Origin of the sequence: Bacillus cereus group sp. N14 (assembly GCF_016483555.1) — a bacterium.
Classification (GTDB): domain Bacteria; phylum Bacillota; class Bacilli; order Bacillales; family Bacillaceae_G; genus Bacillus_A; species Bacillus_A wiedmannii.
In genome coordinates this window covers 188,759-215,753 of record NZ_JAEHBQ010000003.1, presented here as the reverse complement: position 1 = coordinate 215,753, position 26,995 = coordinate 188,759, and the positions used below count along the sequence as shown (strand labels likewise).

The window sequence follows — 26,995 nt, the reverse complement described above, 5'->3', positions numbered from 1 at the left end:
AAGGAAAATTATGCACAATGGAATTCGAATGACAACTTTAGTAAAAAGGGCTATGTTGATTTGCGCGGGGGTATTATTTACATACGAAGCGGCTTTAGGATCAGCACATATTGCTCTAGCAAGTACAGAGGATGAAGCAAAATCTGTTCAACTTGTAAGTGAAATTCAATCATCTCTTGCACCGAAAGAAGCTCCAAAACAATATAACGGGCAAGTTAGAAAAGTCGCTTACTTAACATTTGATGATGGTCCTGGAAAATACACAGCTGAGCTTTTAGATATGTTAAAGAAAGAAAATGCAAAAGCAACATTTTTCCTAATCGGTTCAAACGTAAAAGCATTCCCGGATCTTGTAAAACGTGAAGATGCTGAAGGCCACTATGTTGGGATGCACAGTATGACTCATAACTACAAGAAACTTTACACAGAAGGTCATTACGTAGATGAAATGAAGGAAGATCAAGGCTTAATTGCTGGTGTTCTAGGTAAATCACCAGTATTAACTCGTCCATCTTACGGCTCAATGCCTGGATTAAACGAAGCTCTTCGTAACAAAGTTGTCGAGAACGGCTTAAAAGTTTGGGACTGGACAATTGATTCTTTAGACTGGAAATATAACAAAATGCCTGTTGACGCTGCATCTGTTAAAATCGTAGAAAACGTTCTACATGGTGCGACAAATCCAACAGAAGTTATCCTTATGCACGACATTCATCCACAATCAGTTAAAGCAGTACCTGGTATTATTAAAGGACTGAAAGAAAAAGGATATGAGTTAGAAGCCTATAGTGAGAACGAACACTTCCCATTAAACTTCTGGCACGATAATCGTATGTAATAAAAAAGACTTGATTTCCTCTAGTAGGTTATCAAGTCTTTTTTTATCATTTTTGGAAATTTCCTTATAGAGAAAACCTATACACGATTTCATCGTATCAATAATATATATATCTTCTCTTTTAGTAAGAAAAAATCAAATAAATGTAACTTTGAAACATCACATGCTATACTATAGCCTAGTTTAAATAAGTAGGTGTTATATGATTGTATATACAGTACAAACTGAAGAAGCTTGGAAACAATTTAAGAAACTTGGTTATTTAGAAGGTAATAAAGAAGTCATCGATTCAGACTCTATATATTCATATGACTGGATGGTGCGCGTAGCTAAAACAAGATTACCTCATTACGAAGGTAACTATCCTATTTGGATTTTTGAAAAAAATAATTATCCGAACCGAAATCATAAAGCTTGGGGTAGAGAAAATTCAAAAATGGTAATTTTAACACTAGATGTACCGAAAGAATGGGTGCTATGGAGCTATTTTGACTATTGGTGCTGCGCTATGACTGACGGATCAATATATTTACATACAAAAAATAAGTGTACATTAGATGAATGGTATACCTATATGGATAAAGAATACGGGATAATATTCGATTTCGACTATTTATTATCACATCCTGATTGGTGTCTAGGCAAAGAGGATTCATTAGAAAAACAAGGTGTCATTGGTAGAATTCCCCTTTCCTTCGTAAAAAAAGTACGACGTTTTCGTGCTAAGGAAGATAAGTCTATTAATACAATCAGAAGTGATAAATGGGATAACAGAAAAGAAAGCCGTATTAATAAGATGAATCGAAAATTAAAAAAGAAAAAAGATAAGCAAAAAAAACTACAAAAGCGACTTATACGGAATTAAAACACATATACATATCAAAAGACAGTCAAAAAATAGGATTGAATATACAAATTCAATCCTATTATTTATATTATCAACACTTTAGCACATATTACTCTTAAGGAGTGATGTGTATATGGATTTTCTTTCAGCCGAATATTTGTCTGCCTTACTTGCCATCATTGTAATTGATTTAGTGTTAGCCGGTGATAATGCCATTGTAATTGGGTTAGCAGCAAGGCGATTACCAAAAGATCAGCAAAAGAAAGTTATTATTTGGGGAACTATCGGGGCAATCGCGATTAGAGCCCTCGCTACCTTAGTTGTCGTTTGGTTATTAAAAATACCAGGGCTACTTCTAATTGGTGGTGTACTCCTTATATGGATCGCTTACAAATTAATTGCTGAAGGTAAAGATCATGATATTAAGGCAGAAGAAGGATTTTGGTCTGCTATAAAAACCATTATTATTGCTGATGCGTTAATGGGTATTGATAATGTACTTGCTGTTGCAGGAGCTGCGCATGGCAATTTTTCTTTAGTCATCATCGGACTATTAGTCTCCATTCCAGTAGTCGTATGGGGCAGTACATTAATTTTAAAATGGGTGGACCAATTCCCTGTCATTATTACGATTGGAGCAGCTGTTTTAGCTTATACTGCCGCGAAAATGATTGTAGATGAGAAATGGTTCGCTGGATTTTTCGAAAGTAACCCTTTCATTAAATGGGCATTTATCATTATTATCATTGCTGGTGTAGTATTCTTTGGAAAAATGAAACAAAAAACTAAGGATAACTCTGTATAATGACTACGTTATTTCTACAAACAAAAGCGCTACTCATATGAGTAGCGCTTTTTACTATTTATTTCGTTTCTCCGTCTTCAGTCGTCTTTACCTTCGTTTTATTTTTATCACGATTGTTATAGTTGTACTTCGAACGATCGACCGGTGTAAATCCTTCCGGTGTATAGAATCGTAATAAGTCACCGTTTACGACTTGGTCAGAGTATTTCAGTGATTTTTGAACCATTTGTTCATTTTGTTTTATTTCGTCTGTTAATTCTACAGATTCACCAGTAGCTGTATCATAGTATTTTCCATTCAGTGCAGTAACTGTTGGACTTACGAAGTTACCGTTACGGAATGGAACAACTTGTTTATGCTCTGGTGATAATAAATCTGATCCGAACTGGACATAATTTTTCGTATCTGTACCTAGTAAGTGTAATAGTGTCGGCAGAACATCAATTTCTCCGCCGTATTGATGTTGTACGCCACCCTTCATTCCTGGAACACGAATGATTAATGGTACACGTTGCAGTTGTGCATTTTCAAATGAGTTCATTTCTTTACCCATTATTTGAGACATTGCTGCGCCATGATTATCAGAAATACCGTAATGATCACCGTACATAACGATAATTGAGTTATCGTATAAACCAGATTGTTTCAAGTAATCCAAGAATCCTTTTACAGACTCATCTAAATAACGTGCTGTTTGGAAATACGTATCTACTGATGAATCACCTGTAGTCGCTGGTTCAATTGTTGCTTCCGCTTTATCAATCGGATAAGGGAAATGGTTTGATAGCGTAATGAACTTCGTGTAGAACGGTTGTTTCAATGTTTGTAATAACGGAATTGATTCATTAAAGAACGGTTTATCTTTTAATCCATAGTTTACTACATCTTTTTCATTCATATCATAGTATGACGCATCAAAAAATTTATTAAAACCAAATGATTTATAAATATCGTCACGGTTCCAGAACGTTTTATAGTTACCGTGGAACACTGCTGATGTGTATCCTTGTTGACCTAAAATAGCTGGTGCTGATTGAAACGTATTATGAGCTTTATTTGTAAAAACAGATCCTTGTGGTAATCCAAACATTGAGTTTTCCAGCATGAATTCCGCATCAGATGTTTTACCTTGTCCTGTTTGATGGAAGAAGTTATCAAAGTATAACGTATTCGCATCTTTTGTAAATGAATTTAAGAACGGTGTAACTTCTTGCCCATTTAATTTATAATCAATTAAAAAGTTTTGGAATGATTCTAAATGAATATAAATTACGTTCATTCCTTTTCCTTTACCAAAGTACTCTGGATTTGGACTTGCATATGTTGATGCAAGATAATTTCTAACTTCTGTCATATTATCTCCATCAGCTAATGCTCGTTCTGTTGATGCTTTCGCACTTTGAATACCATCATAAATCGTATAGTTGTATGCCCCTAAATATTTCACAATATAATTACGATCGAATGTTCTTGTTAATAATTCAGGACGATCGGATTCTGCAAGACCTAAATTAATGCTGAATAATAAAATACCTGCTACAAATACTAGGGATAATTTATGTTTCGCAACACGAATTGGTTTTGGACTTGCAAATTTTGTTGCGACTAAAGCAATTAAAATGATTGTATCTAAGAAATATAGTGGATCATAGACGTGTAGCAATGCAAAAATACTACCACCTAAATCTCCAAAGTTATTCGTTTGTGTTAATGTCGGGAACGTAATAAAGTCACTGAAAAAGCGATAATATACTACGTTTGCGTATAGCAGTATAGACATTAACAAATTAATAACAATTAACCAAATGTAAGCACGTTTCCCCTTTGCGAATAATGCGAGCCCTAAAAATAAAACTGCTGAGCTTAACGGGTTGAAAAACAGTAAAAACTTTTGAATTGTGTTGGATATCCCTAAATTAAATTCTGTCACATATGCTGCGTATGTTTTTAACCAGAATAAAATAATGGCAAACACGAAAAATCCAAAGTGATTGCTTAACACTCGCTTACTCTTTAATAGTAATTGTTTCATCTCTCCACCTCTTTTGATCATCCAAGGCTTATTTTTTTATAAGTCTGTCTCTATTCAATTTTTTATCTTCAAATAGATTTTGTTTGTTTAACTAAATGAAGAATATTAGTAATTATAATTTGAAGCTAGTATTTATTCAACTATTTCTTTCTAGACATTTTGACCTTGGTTTCTATTTAATAAAATAAATTTGTAACATTTTCTGTTTTCTCCCAAGTCTCATCCACTAATTATGACTCCACATACTATAAACCTTTCTTTACTGCTTCGCAAATAAATATGTCTCCAGTTCTGGAACATTAATGTAATATAACGAAATTCACAATAGATAGTATTTGTTTTTTTCGGTGTATACTAAATTCCTTCATATATTTCAAGTTTATTCTTGATACAGTCCTTTCTCTATATATAACATCAAAAGGTCTTTTCTTCTCTAAAGTTATTTCTGTATAATTATTCACAATTCATAAAATAAAAGATTATAAAAAAACCTCGCTCTCATAAAGAGAGCGAAGTTTTTCATCATTTATTATTGACCTTTGTACATTGCTTCTACTTGTTTTTGAAGTTCTTCATTTTCTAAGAACTCATCGTAAGTAGCCTCTTTATCGATTACACCGTTTGGCGTTACTTCGATAATGCGGTTTGCAATTGTTTGTACGAACTGATGGTCATGAGATGTGAATAACATTGTACCTTTAAATGCGATTAAACCGTTGTTTAATGCAGTGATAGACTCAAGGTCTAAGTGGTTCGTTGGATCGTCAAGTGTGATTACGTTCGCACCACTTAACATCATTTTAGATAGCATACAACGAACTTTTTCGCCTCCAGATAATACAGAAACTTTCTTCTTAACTTCTTCACCTGAGAATAACATACGGCCTAAGAAACCACGTAAGAAGCTTTCTGACTCATCTTGTGGAGAGAATTGGCGTAACCAATCAACTAAGTTGGAGTCACTGTTCTCAAAGTATTTAGAGTTATCTCTTGGGAAGTAAGATTGAGATGTTGTAACGCCCCATTTGAATGAACCGCTATCTGGCTCCATTTCACCCATAAGGATTTTAAATAATGTTGTCATCGCAATATCGTTACGACCGATAAATGCAACTTTATCACCTTTATTTAAAGTGAAGTACACATTATCTAACACTTTTTCACCATCAATTGTTTTAGAAAGACCTTCAACAGTTAATAAGTCATTTCCTATTTCACGCTCAGGTGTAAAGCCAACAAATGGGTAACGACGTGATGATGGTCTAATATCATCTAATGTAATTTTATCTAATAATTTTTTACGAGAAGTTGCTTGTTTCGCTTTAGATGCGTTTGAGCTAAAGCGTGCAATGAAGTTTTGTAACTCTTTTACTTTCTCTTCTTTTTTCTTATTAGCATCTTGTGTTAATTTTAAAGCTAATTGGCTTGACTCATACCAGAAGTCATAGTTACCAACATAAAGTTGAATTTTACCGAAATCAAGATCAGCCATGTGCGTACAAACTTTATTTAAGAAGTGACGGTCATGGGATACAACGATTACTGTATTTTCAAAGTTCATTAAGAAGTTTTCTAACCATTGAATCGCTTTTAAGTCCAAGTGGTTGGTAGGCTCATCTAGTAATAGAATGTCAGGTTTACCGAATAATGCTTGAGCAAGTAATACTTTTACTTTCTCTGCCCCAGTTAATTCTGACAATTTCTTATCATGAACATCTTCACCAATACCTAAACCTTTAAGAAGGATTGCAGCTTCTGATTCTGCTTCCCAACCGTTAAGCTCCGCGAACTCACCTTCAAGTTCAGCAGCACGCATACCATCTTCATCACTAAAGTCTTCTTTCATGTAAATGGCATTTTTCTCTTGCATTACTTTATAAAGTTGCGTGTGACCCATAATTACTGTTTCTAATACTGGGAACTCTTCATATTCGAAGTGGTTCTGTTTTAATACTGCTAGACGCTCACCTGGCGTAATATGTATATCACCTGTTGATTGTTCGATTTCTCCAGATAAAATCTTTAGAAATGTTGATTTACCCGCACCGTTTGCTCCGATTAAACCGTAGCAGTTACCTGGCGTGAATTTTATGTTAACATCTTCAAACAATTTGCGATCCGCGAAACGCAAACTAACGTTACTTACTGTAATCATTTGTGTCCTCCTACTAATACCGCTTATTTCAGCGTTTTCTCACCGATTGTCTTAAAAAATCGCATATTACGACTCAATTATTGTAGACTATAGCTATTATATAGTAGAAGATGGATGAATAGCAACGGTTGATTGCTATTCCTTTCTTTTCAAAATTGAATAAAACATTTGTTTTTAATTATATTAAAGTTACATGCACACTTTAAGGATGATTTATTTTGAAGAAAATATTTATAATTGTAGCATTATGTTTATCAATTGCTTCCTTAACTGCATGTAGTAGTAATAACAATGCAAAAACACCTATTGAATCAAAACAAGAGAAAAAAGAATAAAGCACCAGTTTGTGTAAAAAACTATTTCACCATTTGTATTGTTAACTTATCTTTTAACATTGACCTATATGAGTCAATTTCATATTTTGTATTATTGATTTTTTCTTTTTTCATTTTTAACATATCGAATATTTCTAACTCTAAATTCCTTCTAGCTTCAAGAACTTTTATTACTCCTTCTACACCTGAATGGTTATGTTCTTTCCCATAGCCTTGGTTAGTGTAATAGTCGACAATTCCTGTGGACCATTCTGGAGTTCTTTCTTTTAATGCCTTCCTAAATGAAAATTCAAGATTATCTTGTTCTACATACAATAACATTGGATTTAAATTCTCTATGATTTTTGCAACTTTCATTACATAATTTATTATTTTTTCTTTTTGTTCACCATATTTAATCATCCCAATAGTTAATGGATTTTGTATGAAACAACATTCAAAGATATAAACCTTATTGTCTTCTAGAGCAATTTCAGCAAAGTCATTCCATTTGTCAGCAATTAATTCAACATTTTTATCGAATGGTAATTCATATATATCGTTTTTGAAAATATCGTGAAATAATTCGTCCGAAAATTGGTCACCAAACTCATTTTTTATCTTTCTGTATGGTAATAAATAATTGCTTCCTTTTTTTAGAACTCTTTTAAGAAGCACTTCTTTAAAATCTCCACTGTTATATAATAATCTATCGAATTCAAATTTATTAAAACAAGATACACCATCATAGTCGGCTGGGTGGTTCAAATTCCCCTCTAAAAATAGTTCAACTTCACTTTTATTTTGGCTTAGAATTTCATTTATTAGCTTTGCAGTGGTTGATTTTCCAAATCCAGGTAATCCTTCTACTATTATTAGTTTTGTATTCATAGTTATAAATCCCTTCCTTCAAAGTATTTAACCAAGATTAAAAAAATCACTTACTCCACTGCAATCACCCCTTCAAAATATGATATTCACCATTTCTTTTGAAAAATCATTCTTAAAGCAACCTGACCATTAGTTTAAGAACATTTTTTCACAATGTCTATAATTATTTTAACATAAATTTTCCATTTACCTTTTAAAAAAATATAGTCCACTCTTATTTGAGTGAACTATCTAAAGTAAATTATATCTTTTAAATCAAACACTTTGTCAGTAATCCCCAATCGTTGTGCTGGTATGTTTACTGTTTACTTTTTCCCTTCCTTCGTGGTAAATGGCATACTTTTAAAAGGGGATTCTTTTATTTTCTTTTGCTTAATCTCTTTGTATAATCCTTCATTTTACTCGTTAACCCTATTAAAGCAGGTAATAATATTGGCATCACAATTATCGCTAATAGTAACAGTGCAACCCCAACAACAGATGCTACTTGTATAAGTGTCAATACACCTGAAGGGATTAATGCAGCAAATGTACCAACTAGAATCAGTGCCGCTGATAATACGACTCCCCCTATGTGACGAGATGCATTTACAATTTTCGTCGCTGGGTCCCCTTCTAACTCATTGTATCTCATCATTACAAAAATACTATAATCCACTCCTAAAGCGACAATCATTATGAAACTAAAGAATGGAACATTCCAGCTTAATGAATCTACATGTAAAACATGCGTACTAATTTGTTCACTTATACCTAGTGATGCAAAGTACGCTAATATTAGCGATCCAATAATAAAGATTGTGTTTAATAATGAACGTGTAATCATGATTAATACGATCGCAATGCCAATTAACATAATTGTAGCTGTACGTAAGAAATCTTGGCCTGTTACTTCTTTTAAATCAACGTTTCTAGCTGTTGTGCCACCGATTGCTTTTTTCGCCGATTTTAATTCTGTACCATTTAACGTACCGTCTATCGTTTTATTAATTTCTTCAATGATTGGCATCGCTTCTTTTGAATATGGATTTACGTCTAAAATGATTGTCATTTTAGCAGTCTTTCTATCATGTGACATGTACGTATTCAATGCTTTTTGGAAATCTTCTCCCTCTAACACTTCTTTTGGAATATAAAACTTCTCAGAGCTTTTGGATTCATTTAGCTCGCCTAAATATTTCTGTGCGTCATTTAGGCCGTTACTTACTTTTCCAAGCCCTTCTGTACTTTTAGATAAGCCTGATTGTAATTGCCCCATCTTTTCTTGCAAGTCTTTCAGCCCAGTTAATAGCTGGCCTTGCCCATCATTTATTTTTGTTAATCCGGTTTGTAACTCTGATGACTTGTTCGCAATTTGTTTTGAACCTGAAGCACCTTCATTTAATCCATTTTTAAGATCATCTGCCCCTTTTTGTAATTTAATAACTCCATTGCTCATTTCTTTTAAGCCGTTATCCACTTTCGATAACGATTGATTCGCTTCTTTAAATGACCCCATCGCCGCTTTATGCTGCGTTGCTAATTCATTTAATTCTTTTGATAGTATACTTAATTGCTTTTGAGCCTCTTTAGCAATTCCTATCGTTTGCAGTATGTTCGGATCATTTGCTAATTCTGGTTTCGTTTGAATGAAATTGGTCATTAACATTTCGATTTGTTCGTATCCTTTTTTCGCACCATCAATCGCTTGAGAAATGCTTCCGAAGTATTGATTGTAAGCACTTAAACCTTTTTCTAACTGTGCATAGCCAGCATGAAGCTGTGACGTTGCATTAGATAGGACATTTATATTTTCATTTACTGAAGTTAACCCACTCTCAATTTGCTGTGCTCCTTGTGCCCCATCGTTTATTCCATTCGATAATTGATTCAACGCTGTTCCTAAAGCCGATACACCATTTTCCGCCTCGTTCGTTCCATCAATTAACTTTTGAACATTTGCGAGGCCGTCTGACTCATTACCACCCATTTTATTTTTAGCATCCGTTAAACCATCATTGATTTCTTTTATGCCACCATTGGCATCTCCTAAACCTGTATTCAATTCTCCCGCTTGTTTATTTATATATAGTTCTTTTATCCTTTCACCGGTTGGACGCGTCGGTGAATATACTTCTGAAACACCTTTCACTTTCAAAATCTTATTAGTTAGTTCGTCTAAAGTTTGTAGAGACGTTCCTTCATCTAATTTTTTGTTTGATTGAATCACTAACGTACTTGGTGAAGAAAAACCAGGCGGAAAATGATCTTCTATTACGTTAATCCCCATCTTTGATTCGTACTTATTGTCTACTTCAAATAAGTCATTGTAATTTAGTGTGTTAGAGTATTTCATTACGAAAGGAATCGATATCACAAATACGATGATTAAAGCTGCGAACGGTCTTACTACTGAGTTTTTCGCAAGAAATCCCCATAAACGACTATCCTCATGACCTTTAAATGTTTTAACTGGATAAAACATTCCTTTTCCTAAAAGCACCATAAAAAATGGATTTAACGTAGTTAATACGAGTAATAATACTGCTACACCAATTGCTACGGCTGAAGTAGATTGATATAATTTAAAACTCGCTAAAGCAAGAGATGCAAAACCAATTAGTACTGCTATCCCGCTATATAAAACGGTTTTCCCTGCTGATTTAAACGTTTCTTTCGTAGCCAAAAATGCATTTTCTTGTTTACTTAATTCTTCTTTAAATCTTGTATATAATAAAATGTTATAGTCTGTTCCAACCCCAAACAGGACAACGACTACAAACACTTGTGTAAAGTTAGAAAACGGAAAATTAAATTGATCTACTAAATGGGCAATAATCCCCATTGAAACTAAATATGATACACCAACAGTAAGAAGGGAAACAATCGGAACAATTGGTGAACGAAATACAATGATTAATACAACTAGAATGAAAATGATAGAAATAACTTCTGTCTTCTTCACTCCCTCTTGAGAGGAAGTAAGAAAATCACCCGCTATTAAATCACTTCCTGTTAAGTACGTTTTTACCCCTTTCGTTTGCACTTTTTTATGAAGCCCATTTGCAACTTTTGATATTTCACCATTTTTTTTATTTACAGAGATTTGCGTTAAAATGGTCGTATTGTCTTTAGATATCAACTGTTTTTCCAAATCTTTATTATCTAAATGTGAAACAACTTCCTTAATTCCTAATTGCTCTTTTTCATTTTGTAAAGCATTGATTGTTTTTATTATTTCCTCTTTTTGTTCAGTTGTTAAAGCTGTTTTACTTCCACTATTAAAAACAGCTATAATTTCATACTTTTCAGTCCCGTCTTTATCCATCTCTTTTATCATCTTGTCAGCAATACTACTTTGTTCTGTATTAGGAATCGTAATGTGCCCTTTTTCTTTCACTAATTTATCCATATTAGGCATCGTTACGATCATTGTAATAGTAATAACTATCCATAATAGAAAAGATAAACTTCTCCAATTTTTCAGCTTACTCATTTTAATCATCTCCCATTTTGAAAATTAAAAGGGAATGAATATTCATTCCTATCCTTTTAAAAATACTTTTTTTCGGAATGAACGTTCATTCCTATCATCCTATTACATTATTTTGTAAATTCTATTAAACTACCTTTACCGGAATGAATGTTCATTCCTATCGTTACACAAATATCCTCTCCTACTCTCATGTTTTAAATATATCCAGGAATGAATATTCATTCCTATACTTATTAGCTATAGAATCAAATGATTCTAATAGCGTTCCAAGAACTTTCTTCCAATTCTTTTACTAATTCTTTTGAGTATTCTAATTGTCCTGTTGCAATTACCTTCGTTAGTTTTTCTAGCGGTTGATATACAATAATAATTAAAGCAACTGGAGGCAATGGACGAAGAAAACCTTTTGCGATTCCATCTTCAATAATATTCATAAAGAAGCCTATAAAATCTTCAAATATTTTCTTACTTTGTTCATCAAGAAAATAACTATCACAGTGAGAATTTGTAAATAAAAAAGCATCCACATTGTTTCTCGCAAATTCAAATAAACGGTTGTACGTATGACTAAACTGTTCACGAATATTTGCTTCAACAGGAAAATCCGTTTTTATCATTTCAGAAAGCTCTAACATACTTTTTGAAAATAATGAGTTAACAAGTGCCTCTTTATTTTCAAAATAGCGATAAATAGTACCCGCACCGACTTTTGCCTTTTCAGCGATCATTGGAATTGTCGTACCATCGTACCCACGCTCTGCGAAAAGTTTCATCGCAGCATCAAAAATATCCTCTTGTTTGTTTTTAGCCATTTTTTCCACCTCTATTTTCAGGAATGAAAATTCATTCCGTTTTTAATTATAAATTACATGGATTAAAAGTCAAGTGCGTGACCAGTATCGGTTCGGTTTTAATCCCTTGTTTGTGAAAAAATTATATCAGCGATTTTCAAGATATATCGACTTACCTACAAAAACTGACAGTATAATTTGAAGCCGTCCCAAAATTTTATTTGGGACAGCTCAATTTCCTATTTATAACTTAAAAGAAATCATAAATAAATGCTTTACGTACTGGAACTATATTCTCAAACGCTCGTATTTCCTCTTCACTTCCGCTAATTAATTCTAGTTCATTAAGTTCTAACGGACGTTTGTATCCAAACATTATTGTAGATAATGCATTTATATCTAGCCTAATTCCTTTATCCTTTATTTCTTCTTCTATAATTGTTATTTCATGATTTGCAAGCCTCACTGTAACGTTATTCCACGGTGCAAATGAATCTATAATATGTAAAATCACTTCTTGCTGTGCATTGTTCCAATTCAACTCATATTGTTTTAAGAACTGCTCCACATCTACAATTCTGCCCATAAAATATGGCTTTATTTCTGCTTTCACGCGTGGCTCTTTTAGTGTATATAATAACGGTTCATTTTCACTTACTGTCATTTCAAATTCTTTAATCATAGAATCATGCTGACAAATAAAGTTCCACAGACCATTTCGCGCTTCATTATACAGTGGAACAAATTCTTCTACTGTCATTTTATAGTTTTCTATTTTATATAGCATGTAGCCAGCTGCCGTTTTATTTTTATCGTAATAAATCGCTAATGTTAAATCATCATAAACAGCTTGTAACCACCATTTTTCATCGCGAACTAGCATACCGGAAAAACGTTCTGCAAATGTTTCATAAATCTTTTCGACCTCTTCTGGGTGATTTTCTTTATTGAAACGTTTTACAGTACCATTTACTTGTTTTTTCATAACTAAATCACTCTTTGTCATATGACATACAAAGAGATTCGCACAAAGTTCCCAGCCGTATTTACGGTAAAATGAAACAGCAAATGGATGTAGCATTGATACTGTATATCCGTCATTTTTCATCGTTTGAAGTGAGTGTTGAAGCAATTCTTTTACATACCCGCTTCTTCTATACTCTGGATACGTCGCTACCCCTGCAACGCCTCCCATTTTTAATTTTTCTTTGCCTATGTATATATGAAACGGAATAAGATGCAGTTTTGCTGCTACATCTTTCCCTTCCATAATACCGTATATTTCATGACTTTCTTTCATCTTTGTAAGTTGTTGTTGCAATCGTTCCTCATCAACTTTATATTGAAAAGCGTATTCCGATAAGCGTAATGCTTCTCTAAATCTATCTTCTTTTAATCGTATAACGTTCATATATTTCTCCTCCATTCCTTGTTTGAATTGTACCATAATTCTCAATATTCCAGCGCGGTGAATGCAATTATATGGACTTAACGACACGAATCCAATATAAAAAGCAGATACATCCCGTATCTGCTTTTTATTACTTTATTTTGCTAACTTTTGAAGTTCTTCGAAGAATGTAGGATATGATACGCCTACTGCTTCTGCGTCTTCAATTGTTGTTTTTCCTTCTGCTAGACAGCCGGCAATTGCAAGCATCATTCCGATGCGGTGATCACCGTAACTATTTACTGTATTGCCTTTTAGTGCTGATTTCCCGTAAATAATCATCCCGTCATCAGTTGCTTCTATGCGCGCTCCTAGTTTCGTTAACTCCGCAACGACTGTATCAATACGGTTCGTTTCTTTTACTTTTAATTCGTGCGCATCTTTAATTACTGTAATTCCTTCTGCTTGCGTTGCCGCTAAGGCGATAACAGGAATTTCATCGATTAATCTTGGGATAATATCTCCGCCAATTTCGATTCCTTTTAATGAAGATGTTTCAATTGTAATATTTGCAGCTGGTTCTGATGCTCCTTCGTTAATTGGCTCTACAGTAAAAGTAGCACCCATTTTCTCTAAAACATCAATAATACCTGTACGAGTTGGGTTCATTCCTACATTTTGTAATACTAGTTTACTATTTGGAATAATTGCACCTGCTACTAAGAAAAATGCTGCTGATGATACGTCACCTGGTACTTGAACGTCTGTCGCTGTTAACTTTTGTCCACCTGCAAGTTTCACTGTTTTTCCCTCGCGAGTTACGTTAACACCAAATGCTTCAAGCATTCTTTCCGTATGATCACGTGAAATATGTGGTTCTGTAACAGCTGTTACACCTTCTGCACGAAGACCTGCAAGTAAAATAGCTGACTTTACTTGCGCACTCGCTACAGGTGAAGTGTATTCAATTGCTTTTAAATCTCCACCACGTATTGTTAACGGTGTAAACGTCCCTTCTTCGCGGCCATCAATGTTTGCACCCATTTGTTTTAATGGATTTGTAACACGTTTCATCGGTCTTTTTGCGATAGATGCATCACCTTGTACGCAAGAGAAAAATGGTGTATTTGCCAAAATTCCTGACATTAAACGTATTGTTGTACCAGAATTACCAACATCTAATACAGCTTTCGGTTCTTGTAAGCCTTCTAATCCTTTACCAACTACAGTGACTTCATCACCGTTTTGCACGATTTCTACTCCCATTTCTTTAAAGCAAGAAATTGTACTTAAACAGTCTGCACCGGGCAAGAAACCTTTAATTGTTGTTTTTCCTTCTGCAATCGCGCCGAACATGACAGCGCGGTGTGAAATGGATTTATCTCCTGGAATTGTAATAATACCATTTAATCCGTTATTAACAGGTTCTATTGTTCTTTCCTTCATGTTTTCACCTTCTCATTTAAATTGTTTCATAAGTTTGGTATTTTTCTTCTCTAAGCGCTAGCTTTGCTTTCATACGATCTTCTTCTCTTTGGAAGCTAATACGTAATACCCCAAGCAACCCTTCACGTGCTTCTAATATTTGCAAGTTCGTAATACTAATTTCTTCGCGTGCCAAAATACTCGTAATATGAGCCAATGCCCCTACTTTATCTAAAACATCGACGTATAAGTCGTGATAGGCAGGAATTGCCCCTCTCTTTCGTACTGGTAAAGAGTCACGGTATTCTTTCGCGTCTGCAAAATAGTTTTGAATCTCGCCTGCATCTCCGGTAGAAACTGTATCATATAAATCTTCCATTTCAGAGATCCACTCTTTTAATAATACCATTAAATGCTCGCGATTTTGCTTAACAATATCACTCCACATTTTTGGGCTACTAGATGCGATACGTGTAATGTCTTTAAACCCTCCGGCAGCTAGTTGATGAATGAGCGGATTATCTCCTGCATGTTTCTCCACTTGCTTTACTAATCCAGCTGCGATAAGATGCGGAAAATGACTAACGATCCCTGTTACATAATCATGTTCCTCTGTATTTAGAACGAGAAAATGAGATCCTGTTCCTTGTAACCAACGCTTCAGTTCTTCCACATGTTCATTTGGCACATGATTCATCGGCGTTAAAATATAAAATGCATTTTCAAATAAATGTGCTTTTGCACTTTCAACTCCCGTTTTATGAGAACCTGCCATCGGATGTCCACCAATAAAAGAGACTTCCTTTGAAAATAAAGCTTCCGCTTCATTCATGATCGTCCCTTTTGTACTACCAACATCTGTTACAATAACATCTTCTCGTAAATGAAATGACGCTAATTTGTGTAATAACTTCTTCGTTTCTTCAACTGGAGAAGCAAACACAATTAAATGCGCCTCTTCACATGCATGCTGTAAATCTACTGCTACTTCATCTACTACATGTAATTCTTTTGCACGCTCTACTTGTTCTTGAAATATATCATAACCTGTTATCGTTACATCGTGCTCTTTCTTAATTGCTAATGCGAGAGAGCCTCCGATTAAACCAGTTCCAATTAAAACTACCTTTTTACGCATTTTCCTCATCTCGAGACTTTCTTTTTTTATTTTCAAAGTGTTGTTTTAACACTGAAATCACTCCTTCATTTTGCTCCCTTGTTCCGACTGTAATACGGACACCATTTGGGAACGGACGAATAATAAATCCTGCGTGTGCACAAGCTTCATAAATCTCCCCAGCATTCTCAACTGGCAAGAAGATGAAATTTGTTTGCGATGGATAAAACGGAATTTCATTTTCTTTACAAAAGCTTTCGTATTGTTGTAATCCCTCTGTATTCACACGAACTATTTCCTCAATAAACTCGTCATCACCAAAAGCAATCGTCGCTGCTTTTTGCGCTAATGAAGATACGTTAAATGGCAAACGTACGACATTTAATTTCTCGATTAGCTCTTCCTGTCCAATTGCATATCCAACGCGGAAAGAAGCTAATCCGTACGCTTTAGAAAATGTTCTAAGTACAAGAATGTTTTTATGTTTTTCTAAAAGCGGTAATGTCTCTGGGAAATCCTTTGCTGTTACGTATTCATAGTACGCTTCATCAATGACAATTAACGTATTTTCACTAATACCTTCAATAAATTGAGTCAATTTTCGATCATTCACATATGTGCCTGTCGGGTTGTTCGGATTACAAATCCATACGATTTTCGTATTATTATTTATTGCTGACGAAATTTCGTCTAAATCGTATACACCGTTATTTAAAGGGATTTCTTTCACTTCACAACCTTCAATAATTGCATGATGACGGTACTGCGGGAATGTTGCACCAGCCGTTACGATGTTATCTCCTGCTTTAAGTACTGCACGGCTTATTATTTGAATGACTTCATCTAAACCACTACCGCAAAGTATTTGTTCCATTTGAACATGTAACTTATTTGCAATTGTTTGACGGAGTGCTGTAGCACCTCCGTCAGGATATAAAGCATGTTCCAACCACGATTTTTGCAACTCATCTAAAACACGTGGTGAGCAGCCGAATGGATTTTCATTTGATGCTAATTTGACAAATGAATGATCTCCGTACACTTCTTTCATTTGTTCAGGTGATTTACCTGGTTTATATGGTTGTAATGATGATAGTTGATCTTTTACTTGCATGTTAAAACCACCTTTTTATTAAAATTCTTTTGCGTATTTATTATGTTGCGTAATGTTTTGCTGAATTAAATCCATACGATCTTTTCCGAATTGTTCGACTAGTGCATGTGCAAGTTCCCATGCTATAACAGATTCAGCTACTACACCTGCTGCTGGTACTGCACAACTATCAGATCTTTCAATACTCGCTTGGAATGCTTCTTTCGTATCAATATCAACGCTTGCTAACGGTTTGTATAATGTAGGTATTGGCTTCATAACACCTCTTACGACAATTGGCATTCCTGTTGTCATACCGCCTTCTAAACCGCCGGCATTATTCGTTTTTCTCGTGTATCCATTTTCTTCATCCCATAATATCTCATCGTGTACTTTACTTCCTGGCTGTCTTGCTGCTTCAAAACCAACGCCAATTTCAGCACCTTTAAATGCATTAATACTCATAATTGCACCAGCAAGTTTTGCATCTAATTTACGATCGTAATGAACGTAACTACCAACGCCAATTGGCATACCTTCTGCAATGACTTCAACAATACCGCCGATTGAATCCCCACTACTTTTAGCGTTATCTATCGCATCCATCATCTCTTGTTCTACTTCTTTATCTAAACATCGAACTGGTGAATTTTCAGTAATCGTTTGAATTTCTTCTATTGGTAAGTTTGAAATTCGTTTCGCTTGTACCCCACCAATTTCAAGAACATGCCCTGCAATTTCTACGCCTAATTCTTTCAAAATTTGTTTCGCAACTGCACCAGCAGCTACGCGAACTGTCGTTTCTCTTGCAGATGAGCGCTCTAATACGTTTCTTATATCACGATGTCCATATTTAATTGCACCGTTTAAATCTGCATGTCCTGGACGTGGTTTTGTAATTGTACGTTTCATATCTTTACTTTCTTTTTCCGAAATTGGCTCTGCACCCATTACTTTCGTCCAATGTTTGAAATCATCATTTTTAACGATTAACGTTATTGGTGAGCCAAGTGTCATCCCATGACGAACACCACTTACAATTTCAACTGTATCAGTTTCTATTTGCATGCGTCTTCCGCGTCCGTGCCCTTTTTGCCTTCTTAATAATTCTTTATTAATATGTTCCGATGTTAATGTTAAACCTGCTGGTACACCTTCTAAAATAACTGTTAACTGCGGTCCATGTGATTCTCCAGCTGTAATGTATCTCATTTCTCTTGCCCCTTTACTATTTTTTTGTACAAAAAAGTCCCTACTGAGCGCTCAGTAGGGACGATGTTTATCGCGGTACCACCCTAGTTGTAGACAACTATCGTCTACCTCTCTTCTTCTGTAACGATCGTTTGACCGTCTTTCCCTCCAAAAGTTGGCGGAAAAGATGCTCCAAGGCTGTAATTCATGCTTATCTTTGTACTGATTCACACCGACCATCAGCTCTCTTTAACAGTGAGATAAGCACTACTGTCTCCTCTTCAGCGCATATATGATATGGAATTAAGATAATTTATTTTTGAAACCTTTTAACTCATCCATGAATCTATGGAATTCTGGAATATCCATTTGTTGTGCAGAATCTGATAATGCAACCGCTGGGTCTGGGTGTACTTCAGCCATTACTGCATCTGCGCCAATTGCAAGCGCTGCTTTCGCTGTTGGTAATAATAAATCTCTGCGTCCAGTTGAATGCGTTACGTCAACGATTACTGGTAAATGTGTTTCTTTCTTTAAAATCGGTACTGCTGAAATGTCTAATGTGTTACGTGTCGCTCTTTCGTATGTGCGGATACCACGCTCACATAGAATAATTTGGTCGTTACCTTGTGCAATGATGTACTCAGCTGCGTTAATGAACTCATCAATTGTTGCTGCTAATCCACGTTTTAATAATACTGGCTTGTTAACTTTACCTACAGCTCGTAATAAATCGAAGTTTTGCATGTTACGTGCACCAACTTGAATGACATCAACGTAGTCTAGCGCCATTTCAACATCGTTCGGATTTAAGATTTCACTAATGATCGCTAAGTCGAACTCATCTGCTACTTGGCGTAAAATTTGTAATCCTTCTACTCCTAAACCTTGGAAATCGTATGGAGATGTTCTTGGTTTGAAAGCACCACCGCGCATTAATTTTAGACCTTGGTCTTTCATCGCTTGCCCTACTTGGCGAACTTGCTCTAAGCTTTCTACCGCACAAGGTCCCATGATGAACGTTTGTGTTCCGTTTCCAATCAATTCACCTTTTACATTAACGATTGTATTTTCTTGTTTCTTTTTACGTGATACTAGTAATGCTTTACGGTTATCATCTTCTTGTAATTCTAAGCTAGCTTTGAAGATTGTTTTGAAAATGTGTTGAACTGTTGACGTTTCGAATGGTCCTTCGTTATGCTCTGCGATCATATCAAGTACTTCACGCTCACGTACTGGATCAAAACGTTTCGTACCTTGTACTTGCTTTTGCTCCCCAATTTTTTGAACGATTTCACCACGTTTGTTTAAAAGGTGTAATAGTTGTAAGTTAATTTCATCTACCTGTTTACGTAATTGATCTAATTCATGATTTGCCATTTGGAAATCCTCCTCTAATGTTTTAAAAGTATAGTAAGAGAATGAAAAATTCTCTATTTTCTGAACTGATAAATTATACAAAATTTAAGTGGAATCGATACCTCTTCTTATTTTAAACAAATACTTACTATAAGGACACTATCAACTCAATCAAAACCCACTTTTTTGTACAAAAAATCCCTACTGATCCAATCAGTAGGGACGATATTTATCGCGGTACCACCCTAGTTGTAGACTTATTTCGTCTACCTCTCTTCATTGTTAACGATCATCTGACCGTCTTTCCCTTCATAAAGACAATACTATCTTTACTACGAAAAAGATGCTCTAGGACTGTAATTCGCTCTTGTTTTTGTACTGGTTCGCACCAACCACCAGCTCTCTGTTACAGGGAAACAACAACTACTGCTTTTCCTTTCAACGCATATATATTTAATTTTCAAGTTAGACCACTAAAATACAAAAAGTCCCTACTGAATAAATCAGTAGGGACGATATTTATCGCGGTACCACCCTAGTTGTAGACTAACTTTCCGTCTACCTCTCTTCGCTGTTAACGATCAATTGACCGCTTTTTCTTCATAAAGACAATACTATCTTTACTACGAAAAAGATGCTCCAAGACTGTAATTCATGATTATCCCTGTACTGGTTCACACCAACCACCAGCTCTCTGTTACAGTAAGACTAACCACTACTGTGATCTCTTCATTGCACTTTGTTTATTCAAATGTTTTTGAAATTGAATAAGTATGATTCGTATTATAGAACGCTTTTCAAAACACTGTCAACAACTTTTTATATTTTTTTTAAAATTCCACTTCCGTCCTACATTTCTTCTTGTAAATTCTCCATAACAATTCCGATGCGAATTATCTCATTATCTATTGCATTTAATACATATTTTTCTACTCCATACTGGATTAATATTTCTTTTATTTGAATGATTTCATTTTCAAGTAAATCGGCTTCTTGAAGCGTTTGTAGTAAAGTGAAAAATACATTTGCATACAATTCTTTATACATTTTTATACTCTCTGTCTTTTCAAGTATTTCATTAAACAACTGTTTTAACTCCGTTTGATTCCCTTTTCCAACCAAACCTGAAAATGTTTTTATTATAGATAATCCTCTTTCTACTATTTCATCCATAAATAAAATAATACGCAAAAGCATTACATATTCTCTAGCTGTGATTTCACCCATTTTCGGTCGCTCTCGTAAAAATACACTGAGCCAAGATGCCCAAAATTTTTGTTGTTCTTTTGCACTTAACGTTTTGACGTAATAGCATAAAAACTGCATAAATTTAATTTTATTTTCTTCATTTTCTCGTATAAGTAACGGGTATAACCAATCTGTTTTTTGCTCCCAATACAGTACACATTTAATAAATACAAAACTGAGCCATTTCAAGAAAGCTTCCCTCGTATGCGGATGTAATACTTCCAAATGTTCTACTGCATACTTAATAAATCGTTTCATTTCTGTAAATAAAGGTAAATTGATTTGCGTGTAACATAAGCCTGCCCATGCATATTTCGTAATCTCATTTTCTTTCTTTAAATCTAAGCATGGCAACAAATATTTTCGGCACCATTGCTTCTCAATATGATAAAGAAATGTAACATCTGCTACTAAACGAGCTAACATAAAATTTGTCCGTTCTTTACTAACTCTTACTTGTTCTTCAAATAAAAATAAATATTCATATACATTACGATCGTATAAATGATCATATGATAACAGTTTTAATAATACAGCTGTCATTTTCCCAACAGGATGCTGGATCGATTCATTGTAAAAGTCTTGTTTTCCAAGCTTAAAATCTGTATCACTTTTCATTACTTGAGGGAATACCGAAAAAGCAAAACGTTTCACACTGCGTATACTATTTTCCTCTAACTCTTCTAATCGATTACTAATTTCATATAGAAAGCTACTAATTAACCAATGAAAAGAAGTATTTCTAACAAATTTCTGTAATAGCGGAATTACTTTTTGGATTTGTTCATTTGTCAATCCTCGATTATTTCGCCACTCTCTAATACAAACAAACCATACTTCATTACTTATTTCGTGCGTACCAACTAATTGATAGGCAAATGAAATACTCCATTCTATATTCAACTTACATGCTTTCGATAACATCTCTAAAAAATGGCGTTGTTCAAAAACACCATCTTGAGAAAATTGACGAACTTGCTTCATAATTTCATCGTCTTTCAACTGCAATAATCCATCAGCAGTTACATTGCAAGTAATACTTTGATCTGCCGTCTCTTTCTTTTGTACACTATATCGATCAGAATGAAAGTGAGGATGTTTTTGCTTCATTAACTCATAACCTTTTGCTGTAGATGGACTATTCGAATCACAAGTGAATAATAAATCTAAAACTAAACAAGCATCAAATGCTCTCTCCTCTGCAAGGTCCTTCAATACAATTTGAATAACCTCTTCCTTTGTTTTTTCTAAAGAGTGTGCGAAATGATTTTTTATAAGTTGAAAAACTTCGTGTTTATACGTGACATCTAAAAGAAGTCCTTCCTGTAACAACCATTTCATTTTGGCATCGGCGCTAACGAATATATTTTTATTCATCGCATCAATTGCAATTCGGTTCTGAAGCATGCTGTTTGCTTCTATCATTTCTGTAATATAATAATTTGCTTTTTTTTCATTATTTTCACACAAATAGGCTAAACACTCTTTTACAGTTTGAATTAAAAATGCAAGATCATTTTGCTGAAACTCTTTTTCAACATTTTCCTTATCCTTTTTTTTCAGTGCCGTTTGTCGTAGTGATAACATTCGCATCTTCTCTATTCCCATCATCATAATTGGTACGGCGTAATAGGAAATATGAGGTTTCATCTTCTCATTCCAAATTTGCTCCACATAAGAAAATGTAGACACTGGTAAACGACTCGATTCCTCAAGTTCTATTGATTCTTGCGTATCATTTCCCCATTTTCTTTCCCGCTTCAATTTCAGTTTTCCGTCCAAAATAAACGTTAGTAATAATAAAGCAATTTCTTTATGCTCAGGAAAAGAACATTTTTGCAGTAAGCAAGAAATTTTTTCAATAGATTTACTATCTTTTTCAGCTGTTTCTAATAAAAGAAGTGTCCATCTTGCAAACAACAACGGGTCCATTTTAATTTTCGTTTCGTTTAAGTAGCTACAAATTGTTCTCCATAATAACGGAGATATTTTAGAATGATTTTTAAAAATTAATTGAAATAATTCTTTTTGATGACTAAAAAGAAATTGTTCCACCAACCATTCTGCAAGTAATTCATCTACCTCATTATCGTTTGATGTAACTAAAAATAAATTTTGTAATTTCCCTTCTGCTTCAAGCCATTCCACCCATTCATAATCATGAGCGAATTCAACAAAGTAGCGGACTGTTTCAATTTTTTTTATGGATTGTTTTATGTACGATAATTGTTCCTGCTCTACTGACGGTGGAACTGTTACTATGTCACGAATCCGCATTCGTTTTGTAATATAATTATCTCCCATTAATTCTGCCCATCGCTTCACTGCTTTAACAAGAGATTGATGATTATTACCTTTATTCGGGTATACAATCGGCCGTATTCCTAAATGCTCCCAATGGTACGTATTTTCCCCTTGTGCAACAAATGCATAACGCCTTGTACTTGGCGGTAAACCAGTAGCCAAATATTTCATTACTGGGTCATTATGGCTATATCCAACGAATAAAACAGTATAATTCGAGAATAAATCAACTAAAAACCTTCTTGCCCAGCCTTCGGTCAAGTAAGCCCTTCCAAAATCACCATCTGTTAAAATTAAAGCTTCTTTCTCTTGTTCTATATTGCCATGTATGTAAGCGAGTCCTTTAAACGCTCTACCTGTAGGTAACGCAGGTGCGTAATATACGTTTAATTCTCTATTCATTTCTTTCATCGCAGTTGTAAAATGCCGATCAAAATTTGTCGTGACAATGCGGACTTCCGTATCTAAAGGAAACAACCTCGGAATCGCATAATGAAGCGGATTCGGCTTTGATTTTTCAATATGAACTAAATCTCTTGCAACTTGATGTATATCTTTTGTTTTCGCAATTTTACCAAGATAATAATCATGAGGTTCTGTTATTTCACGCGTTTCTACATATAACGTTTTCGCAATCTCATCAACTAGATCATCAAAATTCGGTAAGTTTGATTTCCCTTTCATAGAAACTCCCGCTCCAACAAATAGTACTAACTTTCCTTGTTCAAGATGATCAATTAACTCCTCTGGAATTTCTACTTCTGAAGTAATCCACATCATGGATTCCCCCTTACCTAAAAATGTCATATACTCTCATTTTACTATAACATTTTTTCTTTTTTTTTTTAATATTTAGACAAAAAATGAACATGAAAAAGTTTTATGTAAATATATTCGTTACAATGTATGAACTCCTAAATTTATTGTAAAACTATGTATAAATCGGAGGTGTAAATATTGAATGGTTTTACTGTAGTACTTATCAAATTTATATCGTGCATTATCGCATTTAGTATTGGACTCGCTTTATTTTTCCCTGCAACGTTCGTCCAAATTATTTCATTTAGTCTCTTTGTTACAATCGTTTCCTATATGTTCGTCGATAAAATCATATTAAACCGAATAGGCAATACCGGTGCCATTATGTCGGATTTCTTACTAACGTATTTAAGCGTATGGATTTTCGGTAATATTTTATTAGACAATTACATGCAAATTGCATGGGGGAGTTTCCTTTCCGCTACTGTCTTTACATTATCTGAAGTAATCGTTCATCGCTTTTCTAACTCACACACAAGGCACAACAACGATAACATTCATATTAATCGCCGCTTTGCATATGGTACGGAATTTGCTGAAGAACAGAATGTATTGGATAAAGATAAGAAGAAATAACATTTTGATGCAGGAGCGCCCTTTTTAATTATGTGGTGCTCCTTTTTTGTATTTTTTCATTATGGTACGTGAAATTATATAAACGACTATTTCAAAATATCGACTTACCGACAATATTTAACGCTATTTTTCTAATAAAAAAACTGCCTCTTATTTAGAGGCAGCCACTTTCAAGTCTTTTAATGCAATAACATCCGCAAACGCTCCCAATACTGTGTTATGATGTTTCACAATATCTTCAGCACGTAACACTTCTGTATTAAATGTACTATGCGCATCACTCACTAACGTTACTTTATATCCTTCACTACATGCTCTGCGCGTTGTCGTATCTACACAATACTCTGTTTGCATTCCCGAAAGAATAACGTGTTCAATTCCTTTCTCTTGTAACACTTCGCTTAAGTTTGTCTTATGGAATGAATCTGGCGTCGTCTTCTCAACAATATTATCCCCTTCTTGCGGAGTGATGGTCGCATGGATTCGCCATCCATCCGTACCTTTTTCTAACGGATGGTCTTTAGGACCATTATGTTGGACATAAATAACTGGAATATCATTTGAACGACATTCCCCAATAAGCTCTTGCAATGTTTGTAAAAACTTTTCCCCATTATGTACTGGCATTCCAGCTGTATACATACCGGCTTGCACATCAATTACGATTAATGCTTTTTTCATTTCGCACAGCTCCCTTCGTTTATATAAGCCATTGCATATTCATTATAATTGTTTGTATTCCATCATCCAACAATCTTCTAGTTTCCCCTCATGCAGCTCATGTTCCTTTAAAATCTTTACTTTTTTAAATCCGCATTTTTCATAACACTTTATCGCTCGTTCATTATTTACTTTCGGATCCATTGTGATTGCTTCTGCTCCCATTTCACCCATAATGTATGTAATTGCTGCCTGAACGAGTTTTTGCCCAATTCCTTTTCCCCAATAGGCTGGTTCACCGATAAATTGGTCCATTCCCCATACATCTTGTGATTCTTTATAGCCATATAACACTTTCCACTCTGAATCAACTGGGTACATTTGTATGTAACCAATCGGAACGGTATCAAATTCTATTAAACATCTTTTTTCATTACTGTTTGGATTATGTATAAAATGATCAAGCACCTTTTCTACAGATTGCGGATTATCTCGTCCTTCGTAATACCGCAGGACTGCTGGGTCCGTTAACCATTTAGAAATGATAGATGCATCATCTTCCATTACGTATCTAATCAATAAACCTTCTTTTTGAAAAAGCATATTATACCTCTATTATTCCTTTATATTTTTTCTTGATGTTATATCTTTCATTGCACCTACTAATGCATATGGTAGTAATGTAATCGCAAAAAATGCTGTAAATACGTTAAAATGAGGAATTTCATATGGAGTGAACCATTCCGTAAAAAATTCAGAATGTAAAATTCTATTTAAAAACTCTCCACTTGGCTTAAAATTTGGTGCCCATCCAGTAACCTCACAAATAATAAACAACAATTGAACAATTATAAATGCCCCTAGATAGCGAAACCATGTCCGTTTCCAAATCGGCTGCTCCTTATTTAATTCATGTTCCATCTAGCTCCCACCTTTTTATTTCCATCCTATTAATTATACACTTCCCATGGTTTATTTGTTAAAATTTCCTATATAATCATTCATGCTGGGGGAATTCATTATGTCTAATCCTATCCTTAAATCAACATTAATCATTCTTAGAGGAAACTCCGCAAGTGGTAAAACAACAATCGCAAAGCAACTACAAAAACATTTCGGACAAGGTACACTTTTAGTATCGCAGGATATTGTACGTAGAGATATGCTTAGAGTACACGACACAATGGGTAACTTATCACATGATTTACTATTTGAAATTACAAAGTACGGAAAAGGAAAATGTGAATTTGTTATTTTAGAAGGTATATTGAACAGTCGTAGGTATGGTGAGATGTTAAAAGAATTAATGCGTTATTTTGATGAAAATGCATTTACATATTATTTTGATTTATCATTAGAGGAAACTATTAGACGACATAACACAAGGGACAAACGATATGAATTTGGTGAAGATTCCCTCCAAAAATGGTATAATCCGCACGATACAATTGAGGTTGCCAGAGAAACTATTTTTACAGATAACTTTACGCAAAAAGATATATTTGATGCAATTCTTAATGATGTTGCGATCAAAAAACAAGCCTAACATAATATGTTAGGCTTGTTATGTACTTTGTGTTTCCGTTTTTATAATTGAACAATCTTTACATAAATAATAGTATATATTCATTTCCCCGAACTGGAAATCAACTACTAGAATAAGTT

21 protein-coding genes and 3 other annotated features are annotated in these 26,995 nt (G+C 34.4%); of the genes, 6 read left to right on the top strand and 15 right to left on the bottom strand.

What is annotated here, in order from left to right:
- The first annotated feature begins 10 nt into the window (after nucleotides 1–10).
- The 3 genes from JDS82_RS06775 to JDS82_RS06765 all read left to right on the top strand — a co-directional run bounded on the left by JDS82_RS06775 (nucleotide 11) and on the right by JDS82_RS06765 (nucleotide 2,490).
- Nucleotides 11–838 carry a peptidoglycan-N-acetylglucosamine deacetylase gene (locus tag JDS82_RS06775; RefSeq protein ID WP_048560715.1) on the top strand — a complete coding sequence of 276 codons (828 nt, stop codon included), beginning with the start codon at nucleotides 11–13 and terminating at the stop codon, nucleotides 836–838.
- A gap of 202 nt (nucleotides 839–1,040) precedes the next feature.
- Nucleotides 1,041–1,703: a DUF3841 domain-containing protein gene (locus JDS82_RS06770; RefSeq protein WP_199712902.1), complete on the top strand. Its 663-nt coding sequence runs from the start codon at nucleotides 1,041–1,043 to the stop codon at nucleotides 1,701–1,703.
- Between the two features lie 115 nt (nucleotides 1,704–1,818).
- Complete coding sequence (locus tag JDS82_RS06765; protein ID WP_048560713.1) at nucleotides 1,819–2,490, top strand: TerC family protein; 672 nt, start codon at nucleotides 1,819–1,821, stop codon at nucleotides 2,488–2,490.
- Nucleotides 2,491–2,548: 58 nt separating this feature from the next.
- Here the strand turns inward: JDS82_RS06765 and ltaS are convergent, their stop codons facing one another.
- The gene (gene ltaS, locus JDS82_RS06760; protein WP_199712901.1) at nucleotides 2,549–4,522 is read right to left on the bottom strand and encodes a lipoteichoic acid synthase; all 1,974 of its coding nucleotides are present in this window, start codon (nucleotides 4,520–4,522) and stop codon (nucleotides 2,549–2,551) included.
- Nucleotides 4,523–5,051: 529 nt separating this feature from the next.
- On the bottom strand, nucleotides 5,052–6,677 hold the full coding sequence (locus JDS82_RS06755) for an ABC-F family ATP-binding cassette domain-containing protein (RefSeq protein ID WP_000633870.1): 1,626 nt from the start codon (nucleotides 6,675–6,677) through the stop codon (nucleotides 5,052–5,054).
- A gap of 218 nt (nucleotides 6,678–6,895) precedes the next feature.
- On the opposite strand from JDS82_RS06755, the gene JDS82_RS06750 reads away from it, so the two are divergent.
- The gene (locus tag JDS82_RS06750; RefSeq protein ID WP_223261020.1) at nucleotides 6,896–7,012 is read left to right on the top strand and encodes a YgdI/YgdR family lipoprotein; all 117 of its coding nucleotides are present in this window, start codon (nucleotides 6,896–6,898) and stop codon (nucleotides 7,010–7,012) included.
- A gap of 21 nt (nucleotides 7,013–7,033) precedes the next feature.
- Here the strand turns inward: JDS82_RS06750 and JDS82_RS06745 are convergent, their stop codons facing one another.
- The 10 genes from JDS82_RS06745 to JDS82_RS06700 all read right to left on the bottom strand — a co-directional run bounded on the left by JDS82_RS06745 (nucleotide 7,034) and on the right by JDS82_RS06700 (nucleotide 24,052).
- Nucleotides 7,034–7,882: a P-loop NTPase family protein gene (locus tag JDS82_RS06745; RefSeq protein WP_088321453.1), complete on the bottom strand. Its 849-nt coding sequence runs from the start codon at nucleotides 7,880–7,882 to the stop codon at nucleotides 7,034–7,036.
- 358 nt (nucleotides 7,883–8,240) lie between these two features.
- Nucleotides 8,241–11,357 carry an MMPL family transporter gene (locus tag JDS82_RS06740; RefSeq protein WP_199712900.1) on the bottom strand — a complete coding sequence of 1,039 codons (3,117 nt, stop codon included), beginning with the start codon at nucleotides 11,355–11,357 and terminating at the stop codon, nucleotides 8,241–8,243.
- A gap of 245 nt (nucleotides 11,358–11,602) precedes the next feature.
- Complete coding sequence (locus JDS82_RS06735) at nucleotides 11,603–12,169, bottom strand: TetR/AcrR family transcriptional regulator (protein ID WP_001107298.1); 567 nt, start codon at nucleotides 12,167–12,169, stop codon at nucleotides 11,603–11,605.
- A 229-nt stretch (nucleotides 12,170–12,398) separates the two neighbouring features.
- On the bottom strand, nucleotides 12,399–13,559 hold the full coding sequence (locus JDS82_RS06730; protein ID WP_001100977.1) for a GNAT family N-acetyltransferase: 1,161 nt from the start codon (nucleotides 13,557–13,559) through the stop codon (nucleotides 12,399–12,401).
- A 135-nt stretch (nucleotides 13,560–13,694) separates the two neighbouring features.
- Nucleotides 13,695–14,984, bottom strand: a complete 1,290-nt coding sequence (gene aroA / locus JDS82_RS06725) for a 3-phosphoshikimate 1-carboxyvinyltransferase (RefSeq protein ID WP_000664597.1) — start codon at nucleotides 14,982–14,984, stop codon at nucleotides 13,695–13,697.
- Between the two features lie 16 nt (nucleotides 14,985–15,000).
- Nucleotides 15,001–16,101, bottom strand: a complete 1,101-nt coding sequence (gene tyrA, locus JDS82_RS06720; RefSeq protein WP_001228146.1) for a prephenate dehydrogenase — start codon at nucleotides 16,099–16,101, stop codon at nucleotides 15,001–15,003.
- The gene (gene hisC / locus JDS82_RS06715; protein WP_061673331.1) at nucleotides 16,094–17,194 is read right to left on the bottom strand and encodes a histidinol-phosphate transaminase; all 1,101 of its coding nucleotides are present in this window, start codon (nucleotides 17,192–17,194) and stop codon (nucleotides 16,094–16,096) included. Before hisC ends, tyrA begins: the two co-directional genes overlap by 8 nt.
- 18 nt (nucleotides 17,195–17,212) lie before the next feature.
- The gene (aroC, locus tag JDS82_RS06710) at nucleotides 17,213–18,385 is read right to left on the bottom strand and encodes a chorismate synthase (RefSeq protein WP_061673330.1); all 1,173 of its coding nucleotides are present in this window, start codon (nucleotides 18,383–18,385) and stop codon (nucleotides 17,213–17,215) included.
- Between the two features lie 53 nt (nucleotides 18,386–18,438).
- Nucleotides 18,439–18,658, bottom strand: a binding site (T-box leader).
- 9 nt (nucleotides 18,659–18,667) lie between these two features.
- Entirely contained in the window at nucleotides 18,668–19,744 is a 1,077-nt protein-coding gene (locus JDS82_RS06705; RefSeq protein ID WP_001273578.1) for a bifunctional 3-deoxy-7-phosphoheptulonate synthase/chorismate mutase, read from the bottom strand.
- A gap of 194 nt (nucleotides 19,745–19,938) precedes the next feature.
- Nucleotides 19,939–20,174 (bottom strand) — a binding site (T-box leader).
- Between the two features lie 54 nt (nucleotides 20,175–20,228).
- Nucleotides 20,229–20,465 (bottom strand) — a binding site (T-box leader).
- Nucleotides 20,466–20,572: 107 nt separating this feature from the next.
- Complete coding sequence (locus tag JDS82_RS06700) at nucleotides 20,573–24,052, bottom strand: DUF4020 domain-containing protein (protein ID WP_242474888.1); 3,480 nt, start codon at nucleotides 24,050–24,052, stop codon at nucleotides 20,573–20,575.
- Nucleotides 24,053–24,232: 180 nt separating this feature from the next.
- Here JDS82_RS06700 and JDS82_RS06695 point away from each other — a divergent pair, with 180 nt between their 5' ends.
- Complete coding sequence (locus JDS82_RS06695) at nucleotides 24,233–24,670, top strand: YndM family protein (protein WP_001013096.1); 438 nt, start codon at nucleotides 24,233–24,235, stop codon at nucleotides 24,668–24,670.
- 150 nt (nucleotides 24,671–24,820) lie between these two features.
- Here JDS82_RS06695 and JDS82_RS06690 read toward each other — a convergent pair whose 3' ends face one another.
- From JDS82_RS06690 to JDS82_RS06680, 3 genes are read right to left on the bottom strand one after another with little or no spacing between them, the layout of a single operon-like run.
- Nucleotides 24,821–25,351, bottom strand: a complete 531-nt coding sequence (locus JDS82_RS06690; RefSeq protein WP_064057085.1) for a cysteine hydrolase family protein — start codon at nucleotides 25,349–25,351, stop codon at nucleotides 24,821–24,823.
- Nucleotides 25,352–25,393: 42 nt separating this feature from the next.
- Complete coding sequence (locus JDS82_RS06685; RefSeq protein ID WP_064057084.1) at nucleotides 25,394–25,933, bottom strand: GNAT family N-acetyltransferase; 540 nt, start codon at nucleotides 25,931–25,933, stop codon at nucleotides 25,394–25,396.
- Between the two features lie 12 nt (nucleotides 25,934–25,945).
- Nucleotides 25,946–26,251: a YfzA family protein gene (locus tag JDS82_RS06680; RefSeq protein WP_064449469.1), complete on the bottom strand. Its 306-nt coding sequence runs from the start codon at nucleotides 26,249–26,251 to the stop codon at nucleotides 25,946–25,948.
- A gap of 100 nt (nucleotides 26,252–26,351) precedes the next feature.
- Here JDS82_RS06680 and JDS82_RS06675 point away from each other — a divergent pair, with 100 nt between their 5' ends.
- Nucleotides 26,352–26,876, top strand: a complete 525-nt coding sequence (locus JDS82_RS06675) for a kinase (RefSeq protein ID WP_064449470.1) — start codon at nucleotides 26,352–26,354, stop codon at nucleotides 26,874–26,876.
- Nucleotides 26,877–26,995 lie beyond the last annotated feature (119 nt).

Excerpts from the sequence above, each read along its gene's own strand:
- JDS82_RS06775 (WP_048560715.1), top strand. The coding sequence starts at position 11 with ATGCACAATGGAATTCGAATGACAACTTTAGTAAAAAGGGCTATGTTG.
- JDS82_RS06770 (WP_199712902.1), top strand. The coding sequence starts at position 1,041 with ATGATTGTATATACAGTACAAACTGAAGAAGCTTGGAAACAATTTAAG.
- JDS82_RS06765 (WP_048560713.1), top strand. The coding sequence starts at position 1,819 with ATGGATTTTCTTTCAGCCGAATATTTGTCTGCCTTACTTGCCATCATT.
- ltaS (WP_199712901.1), bottom strand. The coding sequence starts at position 4,522 with ATGAAACAATTACTATTAAAGAGTAAGCGAGTGTTAAGCAATCACTTT.
- JDS82_RS06755 (WP_000633870.1), bottom strand. The coding sequence starts at position 6,677 with ATGATTACAGTAAGTAACGTTAGTTTGCGTTTCGCGGATCGCAAATTG.
- JDS82_RS06745 (WP_088321453.1), bottom strand. The coding sequence starts at position 7,882 with ATGAATACAAAACTAATAATAGTAGAAGGATTACCTGGATTTGGAAAA.
- JDS82_RS06740 (WP_199712900.1), bottom strand. The coding sequence starts at position 11,357 with ATGAGTAAGCTGAAAAATTGGAGAAGTTTATCTTTTCTATTATGGATA.
- JDS82_RS06735 (WP_001107298.1), bottom strand. The coding sequence starts at position 12,169 with ATGGCTAAAAACAAACAAGAGGATATTTTTGATGCTGCGATGAAACTT.
- JDS82_RS06730 (WP_001100977.1), bottom strand. The coding sequence starts at position 13,559 with ATGAACGTTATACGATTAAAAGAAGATAGATTTAGAGAAGCATTACGC.
- aroA (WP_000664597.1), bottom strand. The coding sequence starts at position 14,984 with ATGAAGGAAAGAACAATAGAACCTGTTAATAACGGATTAAATGGTATT.
- tyrA (WP_001228146.1), bottom strand. The coding sequence starts at position 16,101 with ATGCGTAAAAAGGTAGTTTTAATTGGAACTGGTTTAATCGGAGGCTCT.
- hisC (WP_061673331.1), bottom strand. The coding sequence starts at position 17,194 with ATGCAAGTAAAAGATCAACTATCATCATTACAACCATATAAACCAGGT.
- aroC (WP_061673330.1), bottom strand. The coding sequence starts at position 18,385 with ATGAGATACATTACAGCTGGAGAATCACATGGACCGCAGTTAACAGTT.
- JDS82_RS06705 (WP_001273578.1), bottom strand. The coding sequence starts at position 19,744 with ATGGCAAATCATGAATTAGATCAATTACGTAAACAGGTAGATGAAATT.
- JDS82_RS06700 (WP_242474888.1), bottom strand. The coding sequence starts at position 24,052 with ATGTGGATTACTTCAGAAGTAGAAATTCCAGAGGAGTTAATTGATCAT.
- JDS82_RS06690 (WP_064057085.1), bottom strand. The coding sequence starts at position 25,351 with ATGAAAAAAGCATTAATCGTAATTGATGTGCAAGCCGGTATGTATACA.
- JDS82_RS06685 (WP_064057084.1), bottom strand. The coding sequence starts at position 25,933 with ATGCTTTTTCAAAAAGAAGGTTTATTGATTAGATACGTAATGGAAGAT.
- JDS82_RS06680 (WP_064449469.1), bottom strand. The coding sequence starts at position 26,251 with ATGGAACATGAATTAAATAAGGAGCAGCCGATTTGGAAACGGACATGG.
- JDS82_RS06675 (WP_064449470.1), top strand. The coding sequence starts at position 26,352 with ATGTCTAATCCTATCCTTAAATCAACATTAATCATTCTTAGAGGAAAC.